The sequence below is a fragment of the Pseudooceanicola sp. NS-SX8 genome (assembly GCF_057380755.1).
The window spans coordinates 1,480,770-1,499,032 of the sequence record NZ_CM170819.1 but is presented as its reverse complement, the minus strand read 5'-3'; the positions used below and the strand labels follow the sequence as shown (position 1 = coordinate 1,499,032).

General features: G+C 67.8%; 16 protein-coding genes. 5 read left to right on the top strand and 11 right to left on the bottom strand.

Going from position 1 to position 18,263, the window contains the following annotated elements:
• Positions 1-304: 304 nt before the first annotated feature.
• The gene (locus AC2IR1_RS06865; protein ID WP_486475542.1) at positions 305-988 is read left to right on the top strand and encodes a DUF1007 family protein; all 684 of its coding nucleotides are present in this window, start codon (positions 305-307) and stop codon (positions 986-988) included.
• Positions 985-2,097, top strand: a complete 1,113-nt coding sequence (locus AC2IR1_RS06860) for a nickel/cobalt transporter (RefSeq protein ID WP_486475541.1) — start codon at positions 985-987, stop codon at positions 2,095-2,097. Before AC2IR1_RS06865 ends, AC2IR1_RS06860 begins: the two co-directional genes overlap by 4 nt.
• Before the next feature lie 272 nt (positions 2,098-2,369).
• Here AC2IR1_RS06860 and AC2IR1_RS06855 read toward each other — a convergent pair whose 3' ends face one another.
• Positions 2,370-3,116 (bottom strand): Hint domain-containing protein, encoded by a 747-nt coding sequence (locus AC2IR1_RS06855; RefSeq protein WP_486475540.1) that lies wholly within the window; start codon positions 3,114-3,116, stop codon positions 2,370-2,372.
• Positions 3,117-3,266: 150 nt separating this feature from the next.
• Positions 3,267-3,947, bottom strand: coding sequence for a sulfotransferase family 2 domain-containing protein (locus AC2IR1_RS06850; RefSeq protein WP_486475539.1), 681 nt, complete (start codon positions 3,945-3,947; stop codon positions 3,267-3,269).
• A gap of 228 nt (positions 3,948-4,175) precedes the next feature.
• Between AC2IR1_RS06850 and AC2IR1_RS06845 the strand changes: the two genes are divergently transcribed.
• On the top strand, positions 4,176-5,213 hold the full coding sequence (locus AC2IR1_RS06845) for a hypothetical protein (RefSeq protein ID WP_486475538.1): 1,038 nt from the start codon (positions 4,176-4,178) through the stop codon (positions 5,211-5,213).
• Positions 5,214-5,355: 142 nt separating this feature from the next.
• On the opposite strand, the gene AC2IR1_RS06840 is transcribed toward AC2IR1_RS06845, so the two are convergent.
• The 6 genes from AC2IR1_RS06840 to AC2IR1_RS06815 form a co-directional block, all read right to left on the bottom strand.
• The gene (locus tag AC2IR1_RS06840; protein ID WP_486475537.1) at positions 5,356-6,747 is read right to left on the bottom strand and encodes an SPOR domain-containing protein; all 1,392 of its coding nucleotides are present in this window, start codon (positions 6,745-6,747) and stop codon (positions 5,356-5,358) included.
• A 66-nt stretch (positions 6,748-6,813) separates the two neighbouring features.
• Positions 6,814-7,452 (bottom strand): uracil phosphoribosyltransferase, encoded by a 639-nt coding sequence (gene upp, locus AC2IR1_RS06835; protein WP_486475536.1) that lies wholly within the window; start codon positions 7,450-7,452, stop codon positions 6,814-6,816.
• Positions 7,449-8,453 carry an adenosine deaminase gene (locus AC2IR1_RS06830; RefSeq protein ID WP_486475535.1) on the bottom strand — a complete coding sequence of 335 codons (1,005 nt, stop codon included), beginning with the start codon at positions 8,451-8,453 and terminating at the stop codon, positions 7,449-7,451. Before AC2IR1_RS06830 ends, upp begins: the two co-directional genes overlap by 4 nt.
• The gene (locus AC2IR1_RS06825) at positions 8,450-9,691 is read right to left on the bottom strand and encodes a phosphopentomutase (RefSeq protein WP_486475534.1); all 1,242 of its coding nucleotides are present in this window, start codon (positions 9,689-9,691) and stop codon (positions 8,450-8,452) included. Before AC2IR1_RS06825 ends, AC2IR1_RS06830 begins: the two co-directional genes overlap by 4 nt.
• On the bottom strand, positions 9,688-11,028 hold the full coding sequence (locus AC2IR1_RS06820) for a thymidine phosphorylase (RefSeq protein WP_486475533.1): 1,341 nt from the start codon (positions 11,026-11,028) through the stop codon (positions 9,688-9,690). Before AC2IR1_RS06820 ends, AC2IR1_RS06825 begins: the two co-directional genes overlap by 4 nt.
• Positions 11,029-11,031: 3 nt before the next feature.
• A complete protein-coding gene (locus tag AC2IR1_RS06815; protein ID WP_486475532.1) occupies positions 11,032-11,421 on the bottom strand; it encodes a cytidine deaminase in 390 nt (129 codons plus the stop codon).
• 294 nt (positions 11,422-11,715) lie between these two features.
• On the opposite strand from AC2IR1_RS06815, the gene AC2IR1_RS06810 reads away from it, so the two are divergent.
• Positions 11,716-14,007, top strand: a complete 2,292-nt coding sequence (locus AC2IR1_RS06810; protein ID WP_486475531.1) for an NADP-dependent malic enzyme — start codon at positions 11,716-11,718, stop codon at positions 14,005-14,007.
• A gap of 245 nt (positions 14,008-14,252) precedes the next feature.
• Complete coding sequence (locus tag AC2IR1_RS06805) at positions 14,253-16,157, top strand: propionyl-CoA synthetase (RefSeq protein ID WP_486475530.1); 1,905 nt, start codon at positions 14,253-14,255, stop codon at positions 16,155-16,157.
• Between the two features lie 373 nt (positions 16,158-16,530).
• On the opposite strand, the gene AC2IR1_RS06800 is transcribed toward AC2IR1_RS06805, so the two are convergent.
• From AC2IR1_RS06800 to AC2IR1_RS06790, 3 genes are all read right to left on the bottom strand, one after another.
• Positions 16,531-16,728: a CsbD family protein gene (locus AC2IR1_RS06800; RefSeq protein WP_486475529.1), complete on the bottom strand. Its 198-nt coding sequence runs from the start codon at positions 16,726-16,728 to the stop codon at positions 16,531-16,533.
• Positions 16,729-16,898: 170 nt separating this feature from the next.
• Positions 16,899-17,375 carry a GNAT family N-acetyltransferase gene (locus tag AC2IR1_RS06795; RefSeq protein ID WP_486475528.1) on the bottom strand — a complete coding sequence of 159 codons (477 nt, stop codon included), beginning with the start codon at positions 17,373-17,375 and terminating at the stop codon, positions 16,899-16,901.
• A complete protein-coding gene (locus tag AC2IR1_RS06790) occupies positions 17,372-18,145 on the bottom strand; it encodes an NAD kinase (RefSeq protein ID WP_486476377.1) in 774 nt (257 codons plus the stop codon). The genes AC2IR1_RS06795 and AC2IR1_RS06790 overlap by 4 nt, the downstream gene beginning before the upstream one ends.
• Positions 18,146-18,263 lie beyond the last annotated feature (118 nt).

Below are 18,263 nucleotides of genomic sequence, written 5' to 3'. Positions count from 1 at the left end.
CATACTCCCCGTATGGCCGGCGGCATCCCCCGCCGGTCAGCGTGGCCTTCCCGAGAGCCCGGATCCCCCTGGGATCCGGGTTTTTTCATGCCCGGAGCCCACTTCCGCTTTCCCGACCCGGCGTGCCTTTCGGGCCAGGGCAGCGCCGCCCTTCGCCCTGCCCCCTCTGCCCTGCCCCCACTGCCCTGCCTCGCGGCACTGACGGCATCGTGACCTGCCGCCCGCCGTCCGTTCGCGGCGGCACCCTGCCTGCACCGGAGAACGCCCCTTTCGCGGCGCGCCTCCCGCCCCTATCCTGCGCGGCATGATCCGGCCCTGTCCTTCGCTTCGCGCGGTCCTGTCCTGCGCCCCGCTTGCCCTTGCCGCCCTTCTGGGGCCCACAGGCGCGGCCCGGGCGCATCCGCATATCTTCATCGCCACGGCGCTGGAACTGCAGGTTGATCCGCAGGGCCTGCTGACGGGGATCGCCGTCAGCTGGTCCTACGACGAGATGTATTCGATGCTGCTGCTCGATGATCTGTCGCTGGATCCCGATTACGACGGGGTGCTGACCGAGGCGGAGCTGAAGAAGCTGGACGGCTATGACCTGCAGTGGATGGAGGGCTACGCGGGGGATCTTTACGTCACCGCGCCGGATGGCAGCGCGGTGGAGCTGGGCCCGCCGCAGAGCCTGGGCGTGCGGTACGAGGAGGGCGTCTATACCAGCCGCCACCTGCGCCCCCTGCCCCATCCCCTGCCGGCGGAGGGGCTGGTGGTGAAGGCCTATGACCCGACGCTTTACACCGCCTACGACCTGACGGGCGGGGTGACGGTTGCAGGCGATCCGGCCTGCGGCATCACCATCGTGCCCCATGCGGAGGACAAGGCCCTGAAGGAGCTGCAGGCGGAGCTGGCGAAGATCCCCGCCGATGCGACGGAGATCCGCTTTCCCGAGGTGGGAGAGAAATTCGCCGATGCGATCCACGTGAGCTGCGGAGGCAGGGGATGAGCGACGGGGCGCAGATTTCGCAGGGCGGTGCGGCCCAGCCCAGGATCCTGGCCAGGGCCCTGCCCCGGCTGTTTTCGGTGCTGCGGGTGGCCTTGCCGGCGACCCTGCTGGCGGGGCTTCTGGCGCTGGCCTGGTGGCTTTGGGCCATGGACGGGATGACCGGCCTGACGGCCTGGGCGGCGGAGGGGCAGCGCGATGCGCAGAACGCCATGGCCCGCACCCTGCGGGCGATCCGCGCGGGCGAGCCGGGCGCGCTGGCGCTGTTGCTGGGGCTGTGCTTCACCTACGGCGTCTTCCATTCGGCCGGGCCGGGCCACGGCAAGATCCTGATCGGCGGCTATGGCGTGTCGCAGCGGGTGACCGCGCTGCGCCTCTCGGCGCTGGCGCTGGCGGCCTCGCTGGCGCAGACGCTGAGCGCGGTGATCCTGGTGGGCATGGGCGTGCTGGCCTTCAACTGGAGCCGGCAGCACATGGTGGGCGTGGTGGAAGAGTGGCTGGCGCCCGCCTCCTACGCGGCGATCGGGCTGGTGGGGGCCTTCCTGGCGCTGCGCGGGCTGCGGCACCTGTGGCAGGCGCTGGCGCAGATGCGGGCCGCGCGGCAGGCCGCGGCGGGCCATTCCGGGGAGGATCATCATCACCATCATCATCACGGGCATGATCACCACGGGCACGGGGATAATCACGGGCATGATCACGGGCACGACCACGGGCATGACCATGGGGCCGACGGGCTTTGTGCCTGCGGGCACCGGCACGGGCCCTCGATCGAGGATGCGGAACGGGTCAGGTCGGTGCGGGATGCGGTGATGCTGATCGCGGTGATCGCGGCGCGGCCCTGCACGGGCGCGATCTTCCTGCTGATCCTGACCTGGCGGATGGACATCCTGGGCGCCGGGATCGCGGGGGCCGTCGCGATGGGGCTGGGGGTGGCCAGCGTCACCATCTCGGTGGCGCTGGCCGCCGTATTTCTGCGCACCGGCGCGTTCGCCGGATCCACGGAGACGGGCAGTTGGGACAGGAGACCCGCTCCGCTTCTCGCCCTGGTCGAACTGACCGCCGGCGCGCTCATCGCCTCCGCTGCCACTGGCCTTGTTCTGCACTTAATGTGACCGGAGCCCTGCTCGGGGAAACGAAACCGGACAGGGGACGGTCCGGGAACTGCAGGACCCCGGCTTGAGCAGACGGGGCGAGGATCGTGCGGCCCCCGTTGGGGAGGCCGAAGGGGACGGTCCGGCGCTGGAGGACACCGGGCCGTGAACGCTCTTACAGGGGGATGACCTGGCAGGGTCATGACCACCCCGGACCTCCCGCAAGGCGGGCTGTCCCGAGCTGTTTCATCGCGGCGCGCCCCGGGAGGGGTGGCGCCGCGGAGAGGCTGGGTTCAGCGAACCGGGCGCAGTTCCTGGCGACGGGCGCTGCTGCGTTCGGTGCCGCTGCGCTGGCCGTTGGAGCGCGCCAGGGCGAAGGCCCATTTCTCTTCCAGTTCCCAGGTGATCTTCTCGATCAGATCGCGGTGGGTGTCCTGGCTGAGGATGGTGTAATCGCTGGTCGGTTCCGCGTTCCGGGTGAAGAGGCGGGAGAGCATGTCGCCGGCCGCGGGGCAGACGCAGAGCGCCCCGGAGGAGGCGAAGATCACCTGATCCTCGTCGAATTCCAGCACGAAGACGTCGGGCGCGAAGATCGGGCGGCGGCGGGCGATCCCGCAGACACCGTCAAGCGCCTCGGCCCGGACCAGGACGAAGGGATCGCCCAGTTCCTCTTCCGCGATGTCGCTTTCGACCAGCACGCCCTGACGGGGCAGCAGCAGCATTTCCTCGCGGTTGCCGATGGCGCCGCGCGGCACGTGCAGGGGCTGGTACCGGCTGGGGCATGCCCCGTTGCCTTCCCAGAGCGATTTGCGGCGGATACCCGCGAGCGTGCGCAGCCCGTTGTCGAACGTCAGGACCGCGTCTCCCTCACGCAGGTCCTCGACGTTGCGCCAACCGACGGCCGTGGCCACCCGTGTTCCAGCTACGATGCCGGAAAGCGCGGACTCCTGAGCGAGCCTCCCGTCCCCGGCGAGATCGCCGAAGCCCTCGGCTTCCTCCGATCTCCTCAGCGCGTCGCGCCGTGCTTTGATCTCAAACATTCTGTCGTTTCCCGATGTCGCCGGCCGCTTGAGCGGCTCGTATGCTCTTTATAGGGACTTACAACTACGACGGGTCTGGGGACGGATTGCGGCGGAAAAACGGCACTGAACGTTTTGCAAAGACAATGGGTTCTTTGAGGGCAATTTGTTTCAGTATCGAGGAGAAAGCCCCTCATTTCCGCTGCAAAATGTGTCATAGTTAAAACGTTCCATGTCTTCGGCACAGATTTCCGCGATGAATTTCCGGTCCTCATCACGGTATACAAGTTCGTTCTTGACAGACGCGTCCGTAGTGTTGACGCACGGCAGCGTCAGACGAAAACCGAGATGACGCCACAGTGCGTCAGAGTCGACGTCAACTTTATCCAGACGTATGAATTTGCTGCATTTCTCACGGCCAGATGATTCGGTCACATAGCTGCCATAGGGCGCCTTCCGGAAGCTCTCCGAGATCATCGGTGCACGTATGAAATCACTGAAGCTCAACCTGCGGGCGTGGTGGACGGCGGGGTGGTCGAACTGCTGCCGCTGCAACCAGAGATAGTAGCTTGCGACCCGGTCCACGGGGTTCCGGACCAGGGTGAAAATGAAGAAATCCTCCACCTCATCCGGGGTCACGAGGCCCTCCAGATCGCAGAGGCGGGAGTGTTTCCACAGCCGGCCGCGGGTCTGGATGCCCTTCACCCGGTGGCGGCGGCGGCGCGCCTTGGGGGTGTCGCCCAGCATGATGTCATCGGCCATGGCGCGGCTTTCCAGGGCCAGGGCCATGGAGGTGCCGCCGGTCTTGGGCACATGGATGAAGATGTAGCGGCGACCGCGCGAAAGGATCATGGCGCGAGGCTAACGCCCTGTCGCCGCTGACGGAAGGGGATTGAGGGGTGGCGGCAGGGGCCGGAACCGGAACGGGGAACAGCCATGGGAAACAGGCACGGAAAGGGACCGGGGCACGCGCATGCAATTGCGGCCCTTCCGCCCCTCGTGCTAACGTCGCGGCGAAGCAGAGGCCGGGCCCCGTGGCGCCCCAAGCAAGGCCCGAGAGCAGTCCGGAAGCACAGGCCCATGACGGCATTGGAGAAGTACCAGCGGCTGGAAGCCGGGGCCCTGTGGCGCGAGACCGCAGAGGGCCAGCGGCGGGACGTGATCCTGTCCATCGGCGATGCCACGGTGACGATATCGGACCTGCAGGACCGCCCGCTGACCCATTGGTCCATCGCGGCGCTGACCCGCGCCAACCCGGGCGAATTTCCGGCCATCTACCACCCCGACGGCGACCCCCAGGAAACCCTGGAGATCGCCGAGGACGAGACCGACATGCTGGACGCGCTGGAAAAGCTGCGCCTGGCGGTGGCGCGGCGGCGTCCGCAGCGCGGGCGGCTGCGGCTGGGCCTGATCGGCAGCTTTGCCGCGGGCGCGCTGGCGCTTGGGCTGTTCTGGCTGCCCGGGGCGCTGAAGACCCATGCGCTGAGCGTCCTGCCGGAGGTCAAGCGGGAGGAGATCGGGCGGCAGCTGTTTTCCGAGGTCCAGGCCCTGACGGGCAGCCCCTGCACCGGCCCCGGCGGGACAGAGGCGCTGGCGCTGATGTCGGCACGCGTGACGCCCGAGGGGCAGGAACCGCCGCAGATCATGGTGCTTCCGGTGGAGCTGCAGGACAGCATGAGCCTGCCCGGGCCGCTGATCCTGCTGTCGCGGGGCGTGGTGGAGGATCACGAGGATCCGGAGATCGTGGCGGGCTACGTGGTGGCCGAGGCGCTGCGCGCCCGCGATCTGGCCCCGATGCGCCACCTGCTGGACAGTGCGGGGATCGGCGGCGTGCTGCGCCTGCTGACCACCGGCGACCTGTCGGAAGAAGATCTGAAGGACTATGCCCGCGAGCTGGTGAGCGGCGGCCGCGACCCGCTGTCGGAGCTTTCGACGGAGACCCTGCTGGAAGGGTTCCGCGCCGCCGGGATCCAGTCCCGCCCCTATGCCTTTGCCCGCGACATCACCGGGGAGAGCGTGCTGGGCCTGGTGGAGGGCGACCCCTACCCCTCCGGCGCGCCGGAACCGGTGATGCGGGACAGCGACTGGCTGCGGCTGCAGTCGATCTGCGGCGGCTGAGGCGGGCGCGGCAGGCGGCGGGATCGGCCCCATCATCAGGGCGTCTGTATCTGAGCCTCGGGAAAGAGAAACGGCAGGCCCCGGGGGCCTGCCGTTTCGTATTTCAGTGGCCTGCCGGATGGATCCTGGCAGATGCGCGCGATCAGTTGCGCGGGAAGGCGTCGTCGAAGCCTGCGGCGCGGGCGGCGGAGAGGGCGTGGGCCATGTCCGCTTCGGAGGCGAAGGGCCCCAGCAGGACGACCTGGTAGCGGCCGCTGGCGCTGATGCGCGCCGGATAGCCCCGGGCCTGCAGCCGGGCGGCAGCACCCTGGGCATTGCCCGGCTGGCCGAAGGTGCCGACCTGGACGAAACGGTAGGGCGCGGCGGCCGTCGCGGTGGCCCTCGGCGCGGCAGGGCTGCGCATCGAGGCCGCAAGCGGTGCCGAGGCGGCAGCTGCGGGCGGCGTGGCAGCCGGGGTGCGCGACTGGCTGGAGATCACGGGCGCGCGAAAGACGCCGGTCTGGCCCGGCTGGATCCAGGGGAATTGCGCCGTGACATCCCGCCCGGTCTTCTTTTCCACCAGGCGGCGGGGCACGGTGCGGGTCCAGACCAGCTCCATCGCGGCCAGGCCTTCGAAGGTGCCTTCGGCGCGGTGCGGGTTCAGGCGGCCATCGGTGAAGGCGGGCTCATAGCCTTCGGGCACCGGCTGCGCCCCGGCATCGGCGGCGTAGCGCTGTTCATAGACATGTTTGGGCACGACACGGGTGGTGGCGGGCACCTGGCCGGGTTTGACCACCTGCCCCGGCACCGGGCGGGTGTAGCTTTCGGTCTGGACCGAGGGCGCGGTGCCGGTGGGCCCGCAGGAAATCGGGTAGCGACCGGGGCGGATGTACTGCTGCGCCACGGGCGAGAGGTTCGGGCAGGCCGTGGTGACCGGGCGGGCCGGTTCCGCCATGCGGGCGGGCGCCACCGGGGCCGCGGCCGCGGGAATGACCGGCGTGGCTTCGGGCGCGGGCACGGCGGCGTAGCGCACCGTCCGCGCGGCGGGTTTTGCCGTGGTCGTGGTGCGGGCGGTTGTCGTGGTGCGGGCCGTGGTCGTCGCGGTGGCGGCCGTGGCCACGGTGGCCGTGGACGCGCTGCTGTCAGGCTGGTTTTCGGGCTGGGCCGCGGTGATCGTCACCGGCGCGGCGGCGGCGGGTTTCGCGGCAGGCGTGGTGGCACCGGCCACCTGGGTCGGCTTGAACCCGCAGACCTGCTTGCGGTCACGGGTGACCCGGGGCACCCAGGTCACCGCGCCGTCGACACCGGCACGGATGTAGACGCAGCCCTTGCTGTCGACATATTGCAGGCCGGTGTAGGAAGCAGGCGGCACTTCGGCCGGGCCGCCGCTGCGCCTGAGGCTTTGCGCCTGGGCCGTCACCGGCACCAGGGTGAGCCCGGCAACAAGGCCCAGCGCGAGACCGGAACCAAGGCCAGAACCAAGACCGGAACACAGCCCACGCGCGAGCCTGGAAACAGAGAAAGCAACCGCAACGGGTCTTCTTGGCAGAGTCATCATGCCCCCCAGCACGTCATCCCTCGACTCTGCCGCAGAAGCCCTGCGGAGTAAAGCCGGGACGGCTTATTTTGTGCCGAACATCCGGTCGCCCGCATCCCCTAGACCCGGCACGATATAGCCGCTCTCGTTCAGGTGGCTGTCGAGAGAGGCGGTAACGATGGGCACATCGGGGTGCGCTTCCTTCATGCGGGCGACGCCTTCGGGGGCGGCCAGCAGGCAGAGGAAACGGATGTTGGTGGCGCCGGCCTTCTTCAGCAGGTCGATGGCCGCGACGGAGGAATTGCCGGTGGCCAGCATCGGATCGACGGCGATCACAAGGCGGTCATCCAGGTTCTCGGGCACCTTGAAGTAGTATTGCACCGGCTGCAGCGTCTCTTCATCGCGGTAGAGCCCGACGAAGCCTACACGGGCGGCGGACACCAGTTCGAGAATGCCGTCGAGCAGGCCGTTGCCCGCCCGCAGGATCGAGATCAGCGCCAGCTTCTTGCCGTCCAGCACCGGCGCATCCATTTCCTGCAGCGGCGTGTTGATCGTCTTGGTGGTCATTTCGAGGTTGCGCGTCACCTCGTAGGCCAGCAGCTGGGAGATTTCGCGCAGGAGCTGACGGAACTTCGCGGTGGAGGTCTCGACCTCCCGCATCAGGGTCAGCTTGTGCTGCACCAGCGGGTGAGTGACGACTGTCAGGTGCTCTTGGTCGGTCATTCGGAAGCCTCCAGGCGTTTGGCGAGTTTCTCTTTGGTGGCGGCGTCGCAGAAGGCGGCGTCGAGCGCGGTTCGGGCGATCTGGCCGAAGACCTCTTCGTCCCAGCCGAAGGCGCGGTTCAGGTCTTCATACTCCTTCGCCATGGTGGAATGGAAGAAGGGCGGGTCATCGGTGGAGACGGTCACCTTGACGCCGCGTTCGCGCAGCATCTCGATCGGGTGGCATTGCACGTTCGGGTAAAGGCCGAGGGTGACGTTGGAACCGGGGCATACTTCGAGCACGATGCCCTCTTCGGCGATGCGGTCCACCAGTTCGAGATCCTCGATCGCGCGGACGCCGTGGCCGATGCGGGTGACCCTCAGATCGTTCAGCGCGTCCTTGATGGACTGCGGCCCGCCCCATTCCCCGGCATGGGCGGTGAGGGCAAGGCCCGCCTCGCGCGCCATGTCGAAGCTGTAAGCGAAATCGCCGGGCTTGCCGGCCTTTTCATCCCCCGCGATGCCGAAGCCGGTGATGAAATCGCCCAGGGTTTCGGCGGCGCAGAGGGCGGTTTCCTTGGCCTTTTCGGGGCCGAAGTGGCGGATGCAGGTGATGATGCCCCGGGTGACGATCCCCATGTCGCGTTCGGCCTTCGCCGCCGCTTCCTGGATGGCGTGGAGGTATTCCTTCCATGCGCCGAGATCACGGCCGCCGCAGAAATCGGGCGAGAGGAATGTTTCGGTGTAGATCACGCCCGAAGCGGCGCTTTCTTCCAGCACGGCGGTGGTCAGGCGGGCGTAGTCTTCGGGTGTCTTCAGGACCGAGGTGGCGGCCTCGTAGACCTGCAGGAAGTGCCAGAAGTCGTCGTAGGCGTAGTTGCCCGCCTCGTCGAAGACCTTGGAGATATCGACCTTCTTTTCAGCCGCGATGCCGCGGATGAAGGCGGGCGGCGCCGCCCCTTCGTGGTGCAGGTGCAGTTCCAGCTTGGGGAAGGCGGCGAAATCCTGTCCTTCTTCGGTCATGTCAGGCTCCGATCAGGCCCGAGGGCCAAGGGCTGGCCCGGTCCCTGGGCCGCGATGGATAGATGTGCGGCCACGGTGGCGGCCACATCGGTGAACTGGCAGAGCGCGGGGGTCAGCTCCCCCGCGCCGGGAAGGCCCGCGATCAGCACCGGCACCCTTTCGCGGGTGTGGTCCGATCCGGTCCAGCTGGGATCGTTGCCGTGGTCGGCGGTGATCAGCAGCAGGTCGCCGGGACGCAGGGCCGCGATCACGGCACCGATACGCGCATCGAACCATTCCAGCGCGCGGGCATATCCCGAAATATCGCGGCGATGTCCATAGAGGCTGTCGAATTCGACGAAATTGGCGAAGGTGAGAGAGCCGTCCTCGGCCTCCTCCACCAGCCGGTCGAGGTGGTCCATCAGCTGCGCATCGGAGCCCTTCACCACGTCGTCGATCCCCTGCATCGAGAAGATGTCGCCGATCTTGCCCACCGCATGCACGGCGCGGCCCACGGCCTGCGCCCAGTCGCAGAGGCCGGGTTCCGGCAGGGCGATGGCGTAGTCGTGGCGGTTACCGGTTCGGGTGAAGCTGCCCGGCTCCCCCACGAAGGGGCGCGCGATGACGCGGCCGACCTTCATGGCGTGGAGCATGGGGGCGATGTCCTCGCAGAGCTTCAGCAGCCGGTCGAGGCCGAAGGTCCCCTCATGCGCGGCGATCTGGAGGACGCTGTCGGCGGAGGTGTAGCAGATGGGTTGGCCCGTGCGCATGTGCGCCTCCCCCAGTTCCGCGATGATCGCGGTGCCGGAGGCGTGGCAGTTGCCGAGGATGGCATCGACGCCCGCCAGCTCGCAGACCTTTGCCACCAGGGCATCGGGAAAGGCGGGCGTGGCTTCGGGGAAGTAGTGCCAGTCCCAGGGCACCGGCACGCCGGTCAGTTCCCAGTGGCCCGAAGGCGTATCCTTGCCCGGGGAGACCTCTGCCGCGGCGGCCCAGTGGCCGGTGACGGGGGTGTTCAGCGCGGGTGCGGAGAGGCCCGAGGCGCGGGTCAGCGCGGCGCCGAGGCCCAGCGCAGAGAGGTTTGGCAGGTGCAGGGGGCCGCTGCGCCCCTCCTCCGCCCGGCCGGCGGCGCAGGCTTCGGCGATATGGCCGACGGTATTGGCGCCGGTGTCGGGCGTGGTGCCGTTGAAGAAGCGATCCGCATCGGGCGCGCCGCCGATGCCCACCGAATCCATCACCACGAGGAAGGCGCGGGTCATGCCGTCACCCTTTCCAGGATCAGCGGCGGCACTTCGGGGCGTGGCGTGCCCGAGAGGTCGCCCTGGTGGCCGTAGTCGTGGGAATAGGAGATGGCGTCGCGCAGCAGATCGGCCGCCTCCCTCTCCTTCCCGGGGTCGTTGAAGTGGAGGGCGAAGAGCATGTCGTCCTCCTGCACGGATTCGCCCACCGCGATGATGTTGGTGATGCCCACGGCGGGGTCGATCACATCGGTTTCCACCCGCCGCCCGCCGCCCAGCGCCACGACGGCGCGACCGAAGCACTCGGCGTCGATGGCCGTGACCACGGCGTCGCGGTTGGCGACATGGGCGATGGCATCCCCGGCGGGCGGCAGGATGGTTTCCCAGTTTTCGAGGAAATCCGTGGGCCCGCCCTGCGCCGCCACCATGCGGCCGAAGCGTTCAGCGGCAGCCCCCGAGGCGAGAAGCCCCGCAAGCCGGGTCGCGGCGGCGTCGAGCGTGGCCTCCATCCCCGCCTGCACCAGCAGTTCGGCGCCCAGCGCGATGGAAAGATCGGCCAGCGCGCCCTCGGGGCGTTCGGTCAGCACCTCCACCGCTTCGGCCACTTCGAGCGCATTGCCGAGGGAGGGGATGAGGGGTTGGAAATTGTCGGTGATCAGCGCCGTGGTCGGGCAGCCCGCGCCATTGGCCGTCGACACCAGCGCCTGCGCCAGCGCGCGGGCCTCCTCGAGCGTCTTCATGAAGGCGCCGGAGCCGCATTTGACGTCAAGCACGAGGCCCTGAAGCCCGGCGGCCAGTTTCTTGGACAGGATCGAGGCGGTGATCAGGTCGATGCTTTCGACCGTGCCGGTCACATCCCGCACGGCATAGAGCCGCTTGTCCGCCGGGGCGATGTCGCCGGTGGCGGAAACGATGGCGCAGCCGCAATCGGTGACGATGCGGCGAAAGTCCGCTTCGGACTGCTGGGTGACGACGCCGGGGATCGCCTCCATCTTGTCCAGCGTGCCGCCGGTATGGCCCAGCCCACGGCCCGAGATCATGGGCACATAGGCGCCCGCAGCCGCCAGGAGAGGTGCCAGCACGAGGGAGACACTGTCCCCCACCCCGCCGGTCGAATGCTTGTCGAGGACGGGGCCGGGCAGATCCCAGCGCAGCACGTCGCCCGAGTCGCGCATGGCCAGCGTCAGGGCCACGCGCCCCTCCTCCCCCAGGCCATTGAGCAGGGCAGCCATGGCAAAGGCCCCTGCCTGGGCATCCGACACGGTGCCGGAGGCCAGGCCGTTGGCGAACCAGGACAGCTCTTCCCGGCCGGGGGGCGTTCCGTCCCTCAGCTTCGCGATGATTGCACGCGCATCCATGGGTCAGTCTTTCATGTGGTCCTTGGTGAACTTGCCCGGCAGCAGTTCCGCCAGGGTCATCACCAGTTTCTCTCCCGACAGGGTGTACATGGCGACCTTCACGTCGGGGTTGCCGAATTCCGACAGTTTCTGGCGGCAGCCGCCGCAGGGCGGCACGGGGGCGGTGGCATCGGCGATCACCGCGACCTCGGCGATCTCGGTCTCTCCGCCCAGGACCATGGCGGCGATGGCGCCGGCCTCTGCACAGGTGCCTTCGGGATAGGCGACGTTTTCGACGTTCACCCCCTGGAAGACCGCCCCGGAGGTGGTGCGGATCGCGGCGCCAACCTTGAACTTGGAATAGGGGGCATAGGCCTTCTCGTAGGCCTCGGTCGCTGCCTTGTGCAGATCCATTGTCATCTCCGTGATATGCTGGGGCGCGAAAACGGCGCGGGGGCCGGATTCCGCCCGGAATTTGGCGCAGTCTTTCGGGGCGGGCGGCCATTGGCAAGGGGGGACGCGACGGAGCAGCCCGCCAGCCCCGGGCCGCGACGCCCCGGCGGGCGCGAAACAGGCGGCCCGCAGGCCACGCGGATCGGGGGAACAACGTTCTGGATTTCCGCCGGGAGGATCTGTTTTTCAAGGCGGGGCTTTCCCCCGCGACCAAGATAGTTTAACGCCAAACTACTTTGTGGAGAGAGGCGAAGCATGTCCGAAACAGGGTCCAGTACCGACAAGTCCAGCTTCCGCAACGCGGCGCTGGGATATCACGAGTTCCCCAAGCCCGGTAAGCTGGAGGTCCGCGCGACCAAGCCGCTGGCCAATGGCCGCGACCTGTCGCTGGCCTATTCCCCGGGCGTGGCCGAGGCCTGCCTGGAGATCAAGGAAGATGCCGTCAACGCCTCGCGCTATACCTCGCGCGGGAACCTGGTGGCCGTGGTGTCGAACGGCACCGCCGTGCTGGGCCTGGGCAATATCGGCGCGCTGGCCTCCAAGCCGGTGATGGAGGGCAAGGCCGTCCTCTTCAAGAAATTCGCCGGCATCGACTGTTTCGACATCGAAGTGAACGAGAGCGATCCGGAAAAGCTGGCCGATATCGTCTGCGCGCTGGAGCCGACCTTCGGCGCGATCAACCTTGAAGACATCAAGGCGCCCGACTGCTTCATCGTCGAGAAGATCTGCCGCGAGCGGATGAACATCCCCGTCTTCCACGATGACCAGCACGGCACGGCCATCGTCGTGGGGGCTGCCGCCACCAACGCCCTGCGCGTGGCGAAGAAGAAGTTCGAGGACATCAAGATCGTGTCCACCGGCGGCGGGGCTGCGGGCATCGCCTGCCTGAACATGCTGCTGAAACTGGGCGTGAAGCGCGAAAACGTCTGGCTTTGCGACATTCACGGGCTGGTCCACGAGGGCCGGAACGAGGACATGAACCCGCAGAAGGCGGCCTATGCCCAGGACACCGACCTGCGGACCCTGGACGAGGTGATCGAGGGCGCGGACATGTTCCTTGGCCTGTCGGGCCCGGGCGTCCTGAAGCCCGAGATGGTGAAGAAGATGTCGGCGCAGCCGATCATCTTTGCCCTGGCCAACCCCACGCCGGAGATCATGCCCGACGACGTGCGCCAGGTCGCCCCCGATGCGATCATCGCCACCGGCCGGTCGGATTTCCCGAACCAGGTCAACAACGTGCTCTGCTTCCCCTTCATCTTCCGGGGCGCGTTGGACGTCGGCGCGACGGAGATCAACGACGAGATGCAGATCGCCTGCATCGAGGGGATCGCGGCCCTGGCCCGCGCCACCACCAGCGCAGAGGCCGCCGCCGCCTACCAGGGAGAGAAGCTGACCTTCGGTGTCGACTACCTGATCCCCAAGCCCTTCGACCCGCGCCTGTCGGGCGTGGTGTCCACCGCCGTGGCCAAGGCCGCGATGGAATCGGGCGTCGCCACCCGCCCGATCGACGACATGGCCGCCTACAAGGCCAAGCTGAACGGATCGGTCTTCAAGTCGGCCATGCTGATGCGCCCGGTCTTCGAAGCGGCGGCAACTGCGGCGCGGCGCATCGTCTTCTCCGACGGGGAAGATGAACGGGTGCTGCGCGCGGCCCAGGCCATCCTGGAGGAAACCCCGGAGCAGCCGATCCTGATCGGCCGTCCCGAGGTGATCGCGGCCCGCTGCGAACGCGCCGGCCTGACGATCCGCCCGGGCGAGAGCTTCCACGTGGTCAACCCGCAGGACGACCCGCGCTATCGCGACTACTGGCAGACCTATCACAAGATCATGGCCCGCCGTGGCGTGACCCCGGATCTGGCCAAGGCGATCATGCGCACCAACACCACCGCCATCGCGGCGGTCATGGTGCATCGCGGCGAGGCCGACAGCATGATCTGCGGCACCTTCGGCGAATACCGCTGGCACCTGAACTACATCCAGCAGATCCTGGGCCGTCCCGACCGGGAGCCGCACGGCGCCCTGTCGCTGATGATCCTGGAAGACGGGCCGCTGTTCCTGGCCGACACCCATGTCTGGAACGAGCCCAACGCGGAAGAGATCGCCCAGGCCGTGATCGGCGCCGCCCGCCACGTGAAGCGTTTCGGCCTGACGCCGAAGATCGCGCTGTGCGGCCGGTCGCAGTTCGGCAACCAGGACACGGAAACCGCCCGCCGCCTGCGCGGCGCGCTGGAGATCCTGGATTCGAAACCGCGCGATTTCGCCTACGAGGGCGAGATGAACATCGACACGGCCCTGGATGCCAACCTGCGGGAACACATCTTCCCCGGCTCGCGCCTGCCCGGCAATGCCAACGTGCTGGTCTTCGGCCAGGCGGATGCGGCATCCGGCGTGCGCAACATCCTGAAGATGAAGGGCAATGCGCTTGAGGTCGGGCCGATCCTGATGGGCATGGGCAACTGCGCCCATATCGTCAGCCCCTCGATCACCGCGCGGGGCCTGCTGAACATGGCCGCCATCGCCGGCACGCCCGTGGCGCACTACGGCTGAGTCGCCCTTCGCCCGGCACCGGGCGGAGCGAGATTTGCAGAAGGGAGTTTGCAGACTTTGCAAACTCCCTTTCTTTTTGCCGATTCCTGCATAGAAACAGCGACTTTGCAAAACTTTGCAATCGCTAACATGGCCGGACTGCAAATTTTGCATACCAAGTTGACGCAGGCAGCGCTTCGCCGCTTGCCGGAACGGAAAGACCTCTTCTAACCTGACGGCAACAGGGCTGAAGGAGGAGGAGGCTCATGACCTACAGGGAGGTCTATGCCGCCTGGAAGGCGGATCCGGAGACATTCTGGATGGAGGCAGCCGGGGGGATCGACTGGACGGAACAGCCGAGCAAGGCTTGTTTCGCCGACCAGGGTCCGGCGGGCGAATGGTACGCGGACGGCATGGTCAACACCTGCTGGAACGCGGTGGACCGGCACGTGGAGGCGGGCCGCGGCGACCAGATCGCCATCCAGCACGAAAGCCCGATCACCCATGCCACCAAGGGCATCACCTACAGCGAGCTGCAGCGGCGCGTCGCCAGCCTGGCCGGGGCGCTGCGCATGCGGGGGGTGGAGAAGGGCGACCGGGTCATCATCTACATGCCGATGATCCCCGAGGCGCTGGAAGCCATGCTGGCCTGCGCGCGGCTGGGCGCGGTGCATTCGGTCGTCTTCGGCGGCTTCGCGGCGCATGAGCTGGCGGTGCGGATCGACGACTGCACGCCCAAGGCGATCATCGCCGCCTCCTGCGGGCTGGAGCCGAACCGGGTGGTCCATTACAAGCCCCTGCTGGACGAGGCGATCGAGGTCGCCACCCACAAGCCGGAGTTCTGCGTCATCTTCCAGCGGGAGCAGGAAGTGGCGAAGCTGATCGAGGGCCGCGATTTCAGCTGGCACGGCTTCCAGTACGGCGTGAAGCCCGCGGAATGCGTGCCGGTCGAGGGCAACCACCCGGCTTACATCCTTTACACCTCCGGCACCACCGGCCAGCCCAAGGGCGTGGTGCGCCACACCGGCGGCCACCTGGTGGCGCTGAACTGGTCGATGAAGAACATCTACAACATCGAGGCCGGGGACCGCTTCTGGGCCGCCTCCGACGTGGGCTGGGTCGTGGGGCACAGCTACATCTGCTACGGGCCGCTGATCGCGGGGGCCACCACGGTGGTCTTCGAGGGCAAGCCGGTGGGCACCCCCCACCCCGGCGTCTTCTGGCGCATCATCCAGAACCAGCGGATCAAGAGCTTCTTCACCGCCCCCACCGCCCTGCGCGCCATCAAGCGCGAGGATCCGGACGGCGAATGGATCCGCCGCTACAAGGCGCATGAGCTGCAGGCGATCTACCTGGCGGGCGAACGCGCGGATCCGGACACGATCCAGTGGGCGCAGAAGCACTTCGGCGTGCCGGTGATCGACCACTGGTGGCAGACCGAAACCGGCTGGGCCATCGCCGCCAACCCGCTGGGGATCGAGGAACTGCCCGTGAAGCTGGGCAGCCCTTCGGTGCCGATGCCGGGTTACGACGTGCAGGTGCTGGACGAGGGCGGCAACCCCGTCCCCCCCGGGGAGCTGGGCGCGATCGCGATCAAGCTGCCGCTGCCGCCGGGCACCCTGCCGACGCTGTGGAACGCCGAGGCGCGCTTCAAGAAGAGCTACCTGACCACCTTCCCGGGCTACTACGAGACCGGCGATGCCGGCATGATCGACGAGGATGGTTACCTCTATATCATGGCGCGCACCGATGACGTGATCAACGTGGCGGGCCACCGGCTGTCGACCGGCGCGATGGAAGAGATCCTGGCCTCCCACCCGGACGTGGCGGAATGCGCGGTGATCGGCGCCAGCGACCCGCTGAAAGGGCAGACGCCGCTGGGCTTCCTGTGCCTTTCCACGGGCGTGAACCGGGAACATGCGGAGATCGTCAGGGAATGCGTGGCCATGGTGCGCGACCAGATCGGCCCCGTTGCCGCTTTCAAGAAGGCGGTGGTGGTCGACAGGCTGCCCAAGACACGTTCGGGCAAGATCCTGCGAGCGACCATGGTGAAGATCGCCGATGGCGAGCCCTTCAAGATGCCCGCCACGATCGACGACGAGGCGATCCTTGACGAGATCCGCACCGCGCTGAAGACCATCGGCTACGCGCCGGAAAAGCAGACCGCGTGACAGGTGGCGGCACGTCCCCTCCGCAAGGGAGGAGACGCGCCGCTGCCTCCGGCGGGGATATTTGCGACCAGAAAATGGACGGGCGTCGGCGCCAGGCGGACGCCCCCTGAGAGATCAGGTCGCGGATCAGCGCAGCGCCCGACGGCGGAGCGGGAGGCAGGCAAGACGCGCCCCCTTCCTGCTATTTTTTGGCCAAAAATATCCTGGGGGAGGCTCCGGAGGAGACGGGGGGCAAAGCCCCCCTGCCCCGGCCCCCGCGCCCCTTGCGACAGGGAAGTTGCGTCAACCCAGACTGCGACGCGGGGCGCGGTTAAAGAGGCAACGAAAAGGGCGGCCCCGTCGGAGCCGCCCCTTTTCAGATCCGTCGCACTGATCAGTGCTTGCGTTCGAATTCCTTGACCTGTGCCTCGGCCTCGTCCTTGGCGATGCCGTAGCGTTCCTGGATCAGGCCGACCAGCTGTTCGCGGTGGCCGTTGATCTGGTCCACGTCGTCATTGGTGAGCTTGCCCCACTGCGTGATGGCCTCGCCCTTGATCTGCTTCCAGTTGCCTTCGATACGATCCCAGTTCATCGGATCTCTCCTTTCAGCCTTGGTGAGTGGATGCCTTTGCACCCGTTGACCATACAACCCGGCAGAGGGCGGAGAAGTTCCGGCAGATCCCGGGCCTGGATGGGACCTGAGCACGGACCGGCAGGTTTCGGCGAAAGGGCGTGGCGCGCTGCAGATCGGCGCGGGGCGGATCAGAGGTCGCGTGCCCAGGTCTGTTCGTGCATGGCCTGGCCGAAGCGTTCCTGCGGGGCTTGCGCCACCAGGGCGAACCCGCGAGAGCGGTAGAGCGCATGGGCGGGCTTCAGCACATCCTTGGTTTCCAGCACCATGCGGGTGAAGCCGCGCGCGCGGGCCTGGGCCAGCACCGCATCGAGGAGCATGCCGCCGATGCCCTGCCCCCGCGCCGCCTTTTCGACGTGGACGGCGCGCAGCTGAGCCGTGGTGCCCTCCCGCCGGATGAGCAGCGCCGCGCCCAGGGGCTGGCCGCCCGCCTCTGCGATCCAGCCGGCCTTGTCGGGATCCTCGCTGGTGGCGAAGGCCAGCATGACGCGCAGCAGGGCGGCCTCGAACTCCGGCCCCCAGCCGTATTCATCGGCATAGAGCCGGCTTTGCGCGGAGACGATCCAGCCGAGATCGCCTATGCGCAGCGGGCGCAGTTCGGGGGTCATACGAACTGTTCCCGGATCAGCCGCTCTTCCAGGCCGTGGCCCGGATCGAAGAGGATCCGGTGGGCAACCCCGGGTTCGGAGCGCACCTCGACCGAGAGGACATTGGCGACCGAGCGGCGGCTGTCGGCATCGGCCATGATCGGGCGCTTCTCCGGCTCCAGCACGTCGAAGCGGATCGTCGCCTCCTTGGGCAGCAGCGCACCGCGCCAGCGGCGGGGGCGGAAGGGGGCGATGGCCGTCAGGGCCAGCACATCCGACCCGATGGGCAGGATCGGCCCGTGGGCGGAATAGTTGTAGGCGGTGGAGCCCGCCGGAGTGGAGACCAGCGCGCCGTCGCAGATCAGTTCATCCATCCGCACCCGGCCATCGACGGAGATCCTGAGCTTGGCCGCCTGGGGACCGGCGCGCAGCAGAGAGACCTCGTTGATGGCCAGCGCTTCCTGGGTCTTCCCGTCGGCACGCGTCGCGCGCATGTGCAGCGGGTTGATCACCGCTTCCTCGGCGCCTTCGAGGCGTTCGATCAGACCGTCTTCGGAAAACTCGTTCATCACGAAGCCGACGGTGCCGCGGTTCATGCCGTAGACCGGCGCCGCCAGGGCCTGGGTCCGGTGCAGGGTGGCCAGCATGAAACCGTCCCCGCCCAGGGCCACGATGACATCGGCCTGGGGTTCGGGCACGGATCCGTACCGCGCCGTCAGGGATTTACGTGCCGCCTGTGCCGTCTGGCTCCGGCTGGCGGTGAAGGCGATCTTGAGTGCCATCCTGCCCATCTCTTCCGCAATATGCCGCGCGGGGCTGGCCGGCACGCCGGTTTCCGAAAGCCCTCATTCGGGTCCGAAACAATCACAAATGACGTGTGGGCACCAGCCCTGCCGCTTTTCCGCCGGA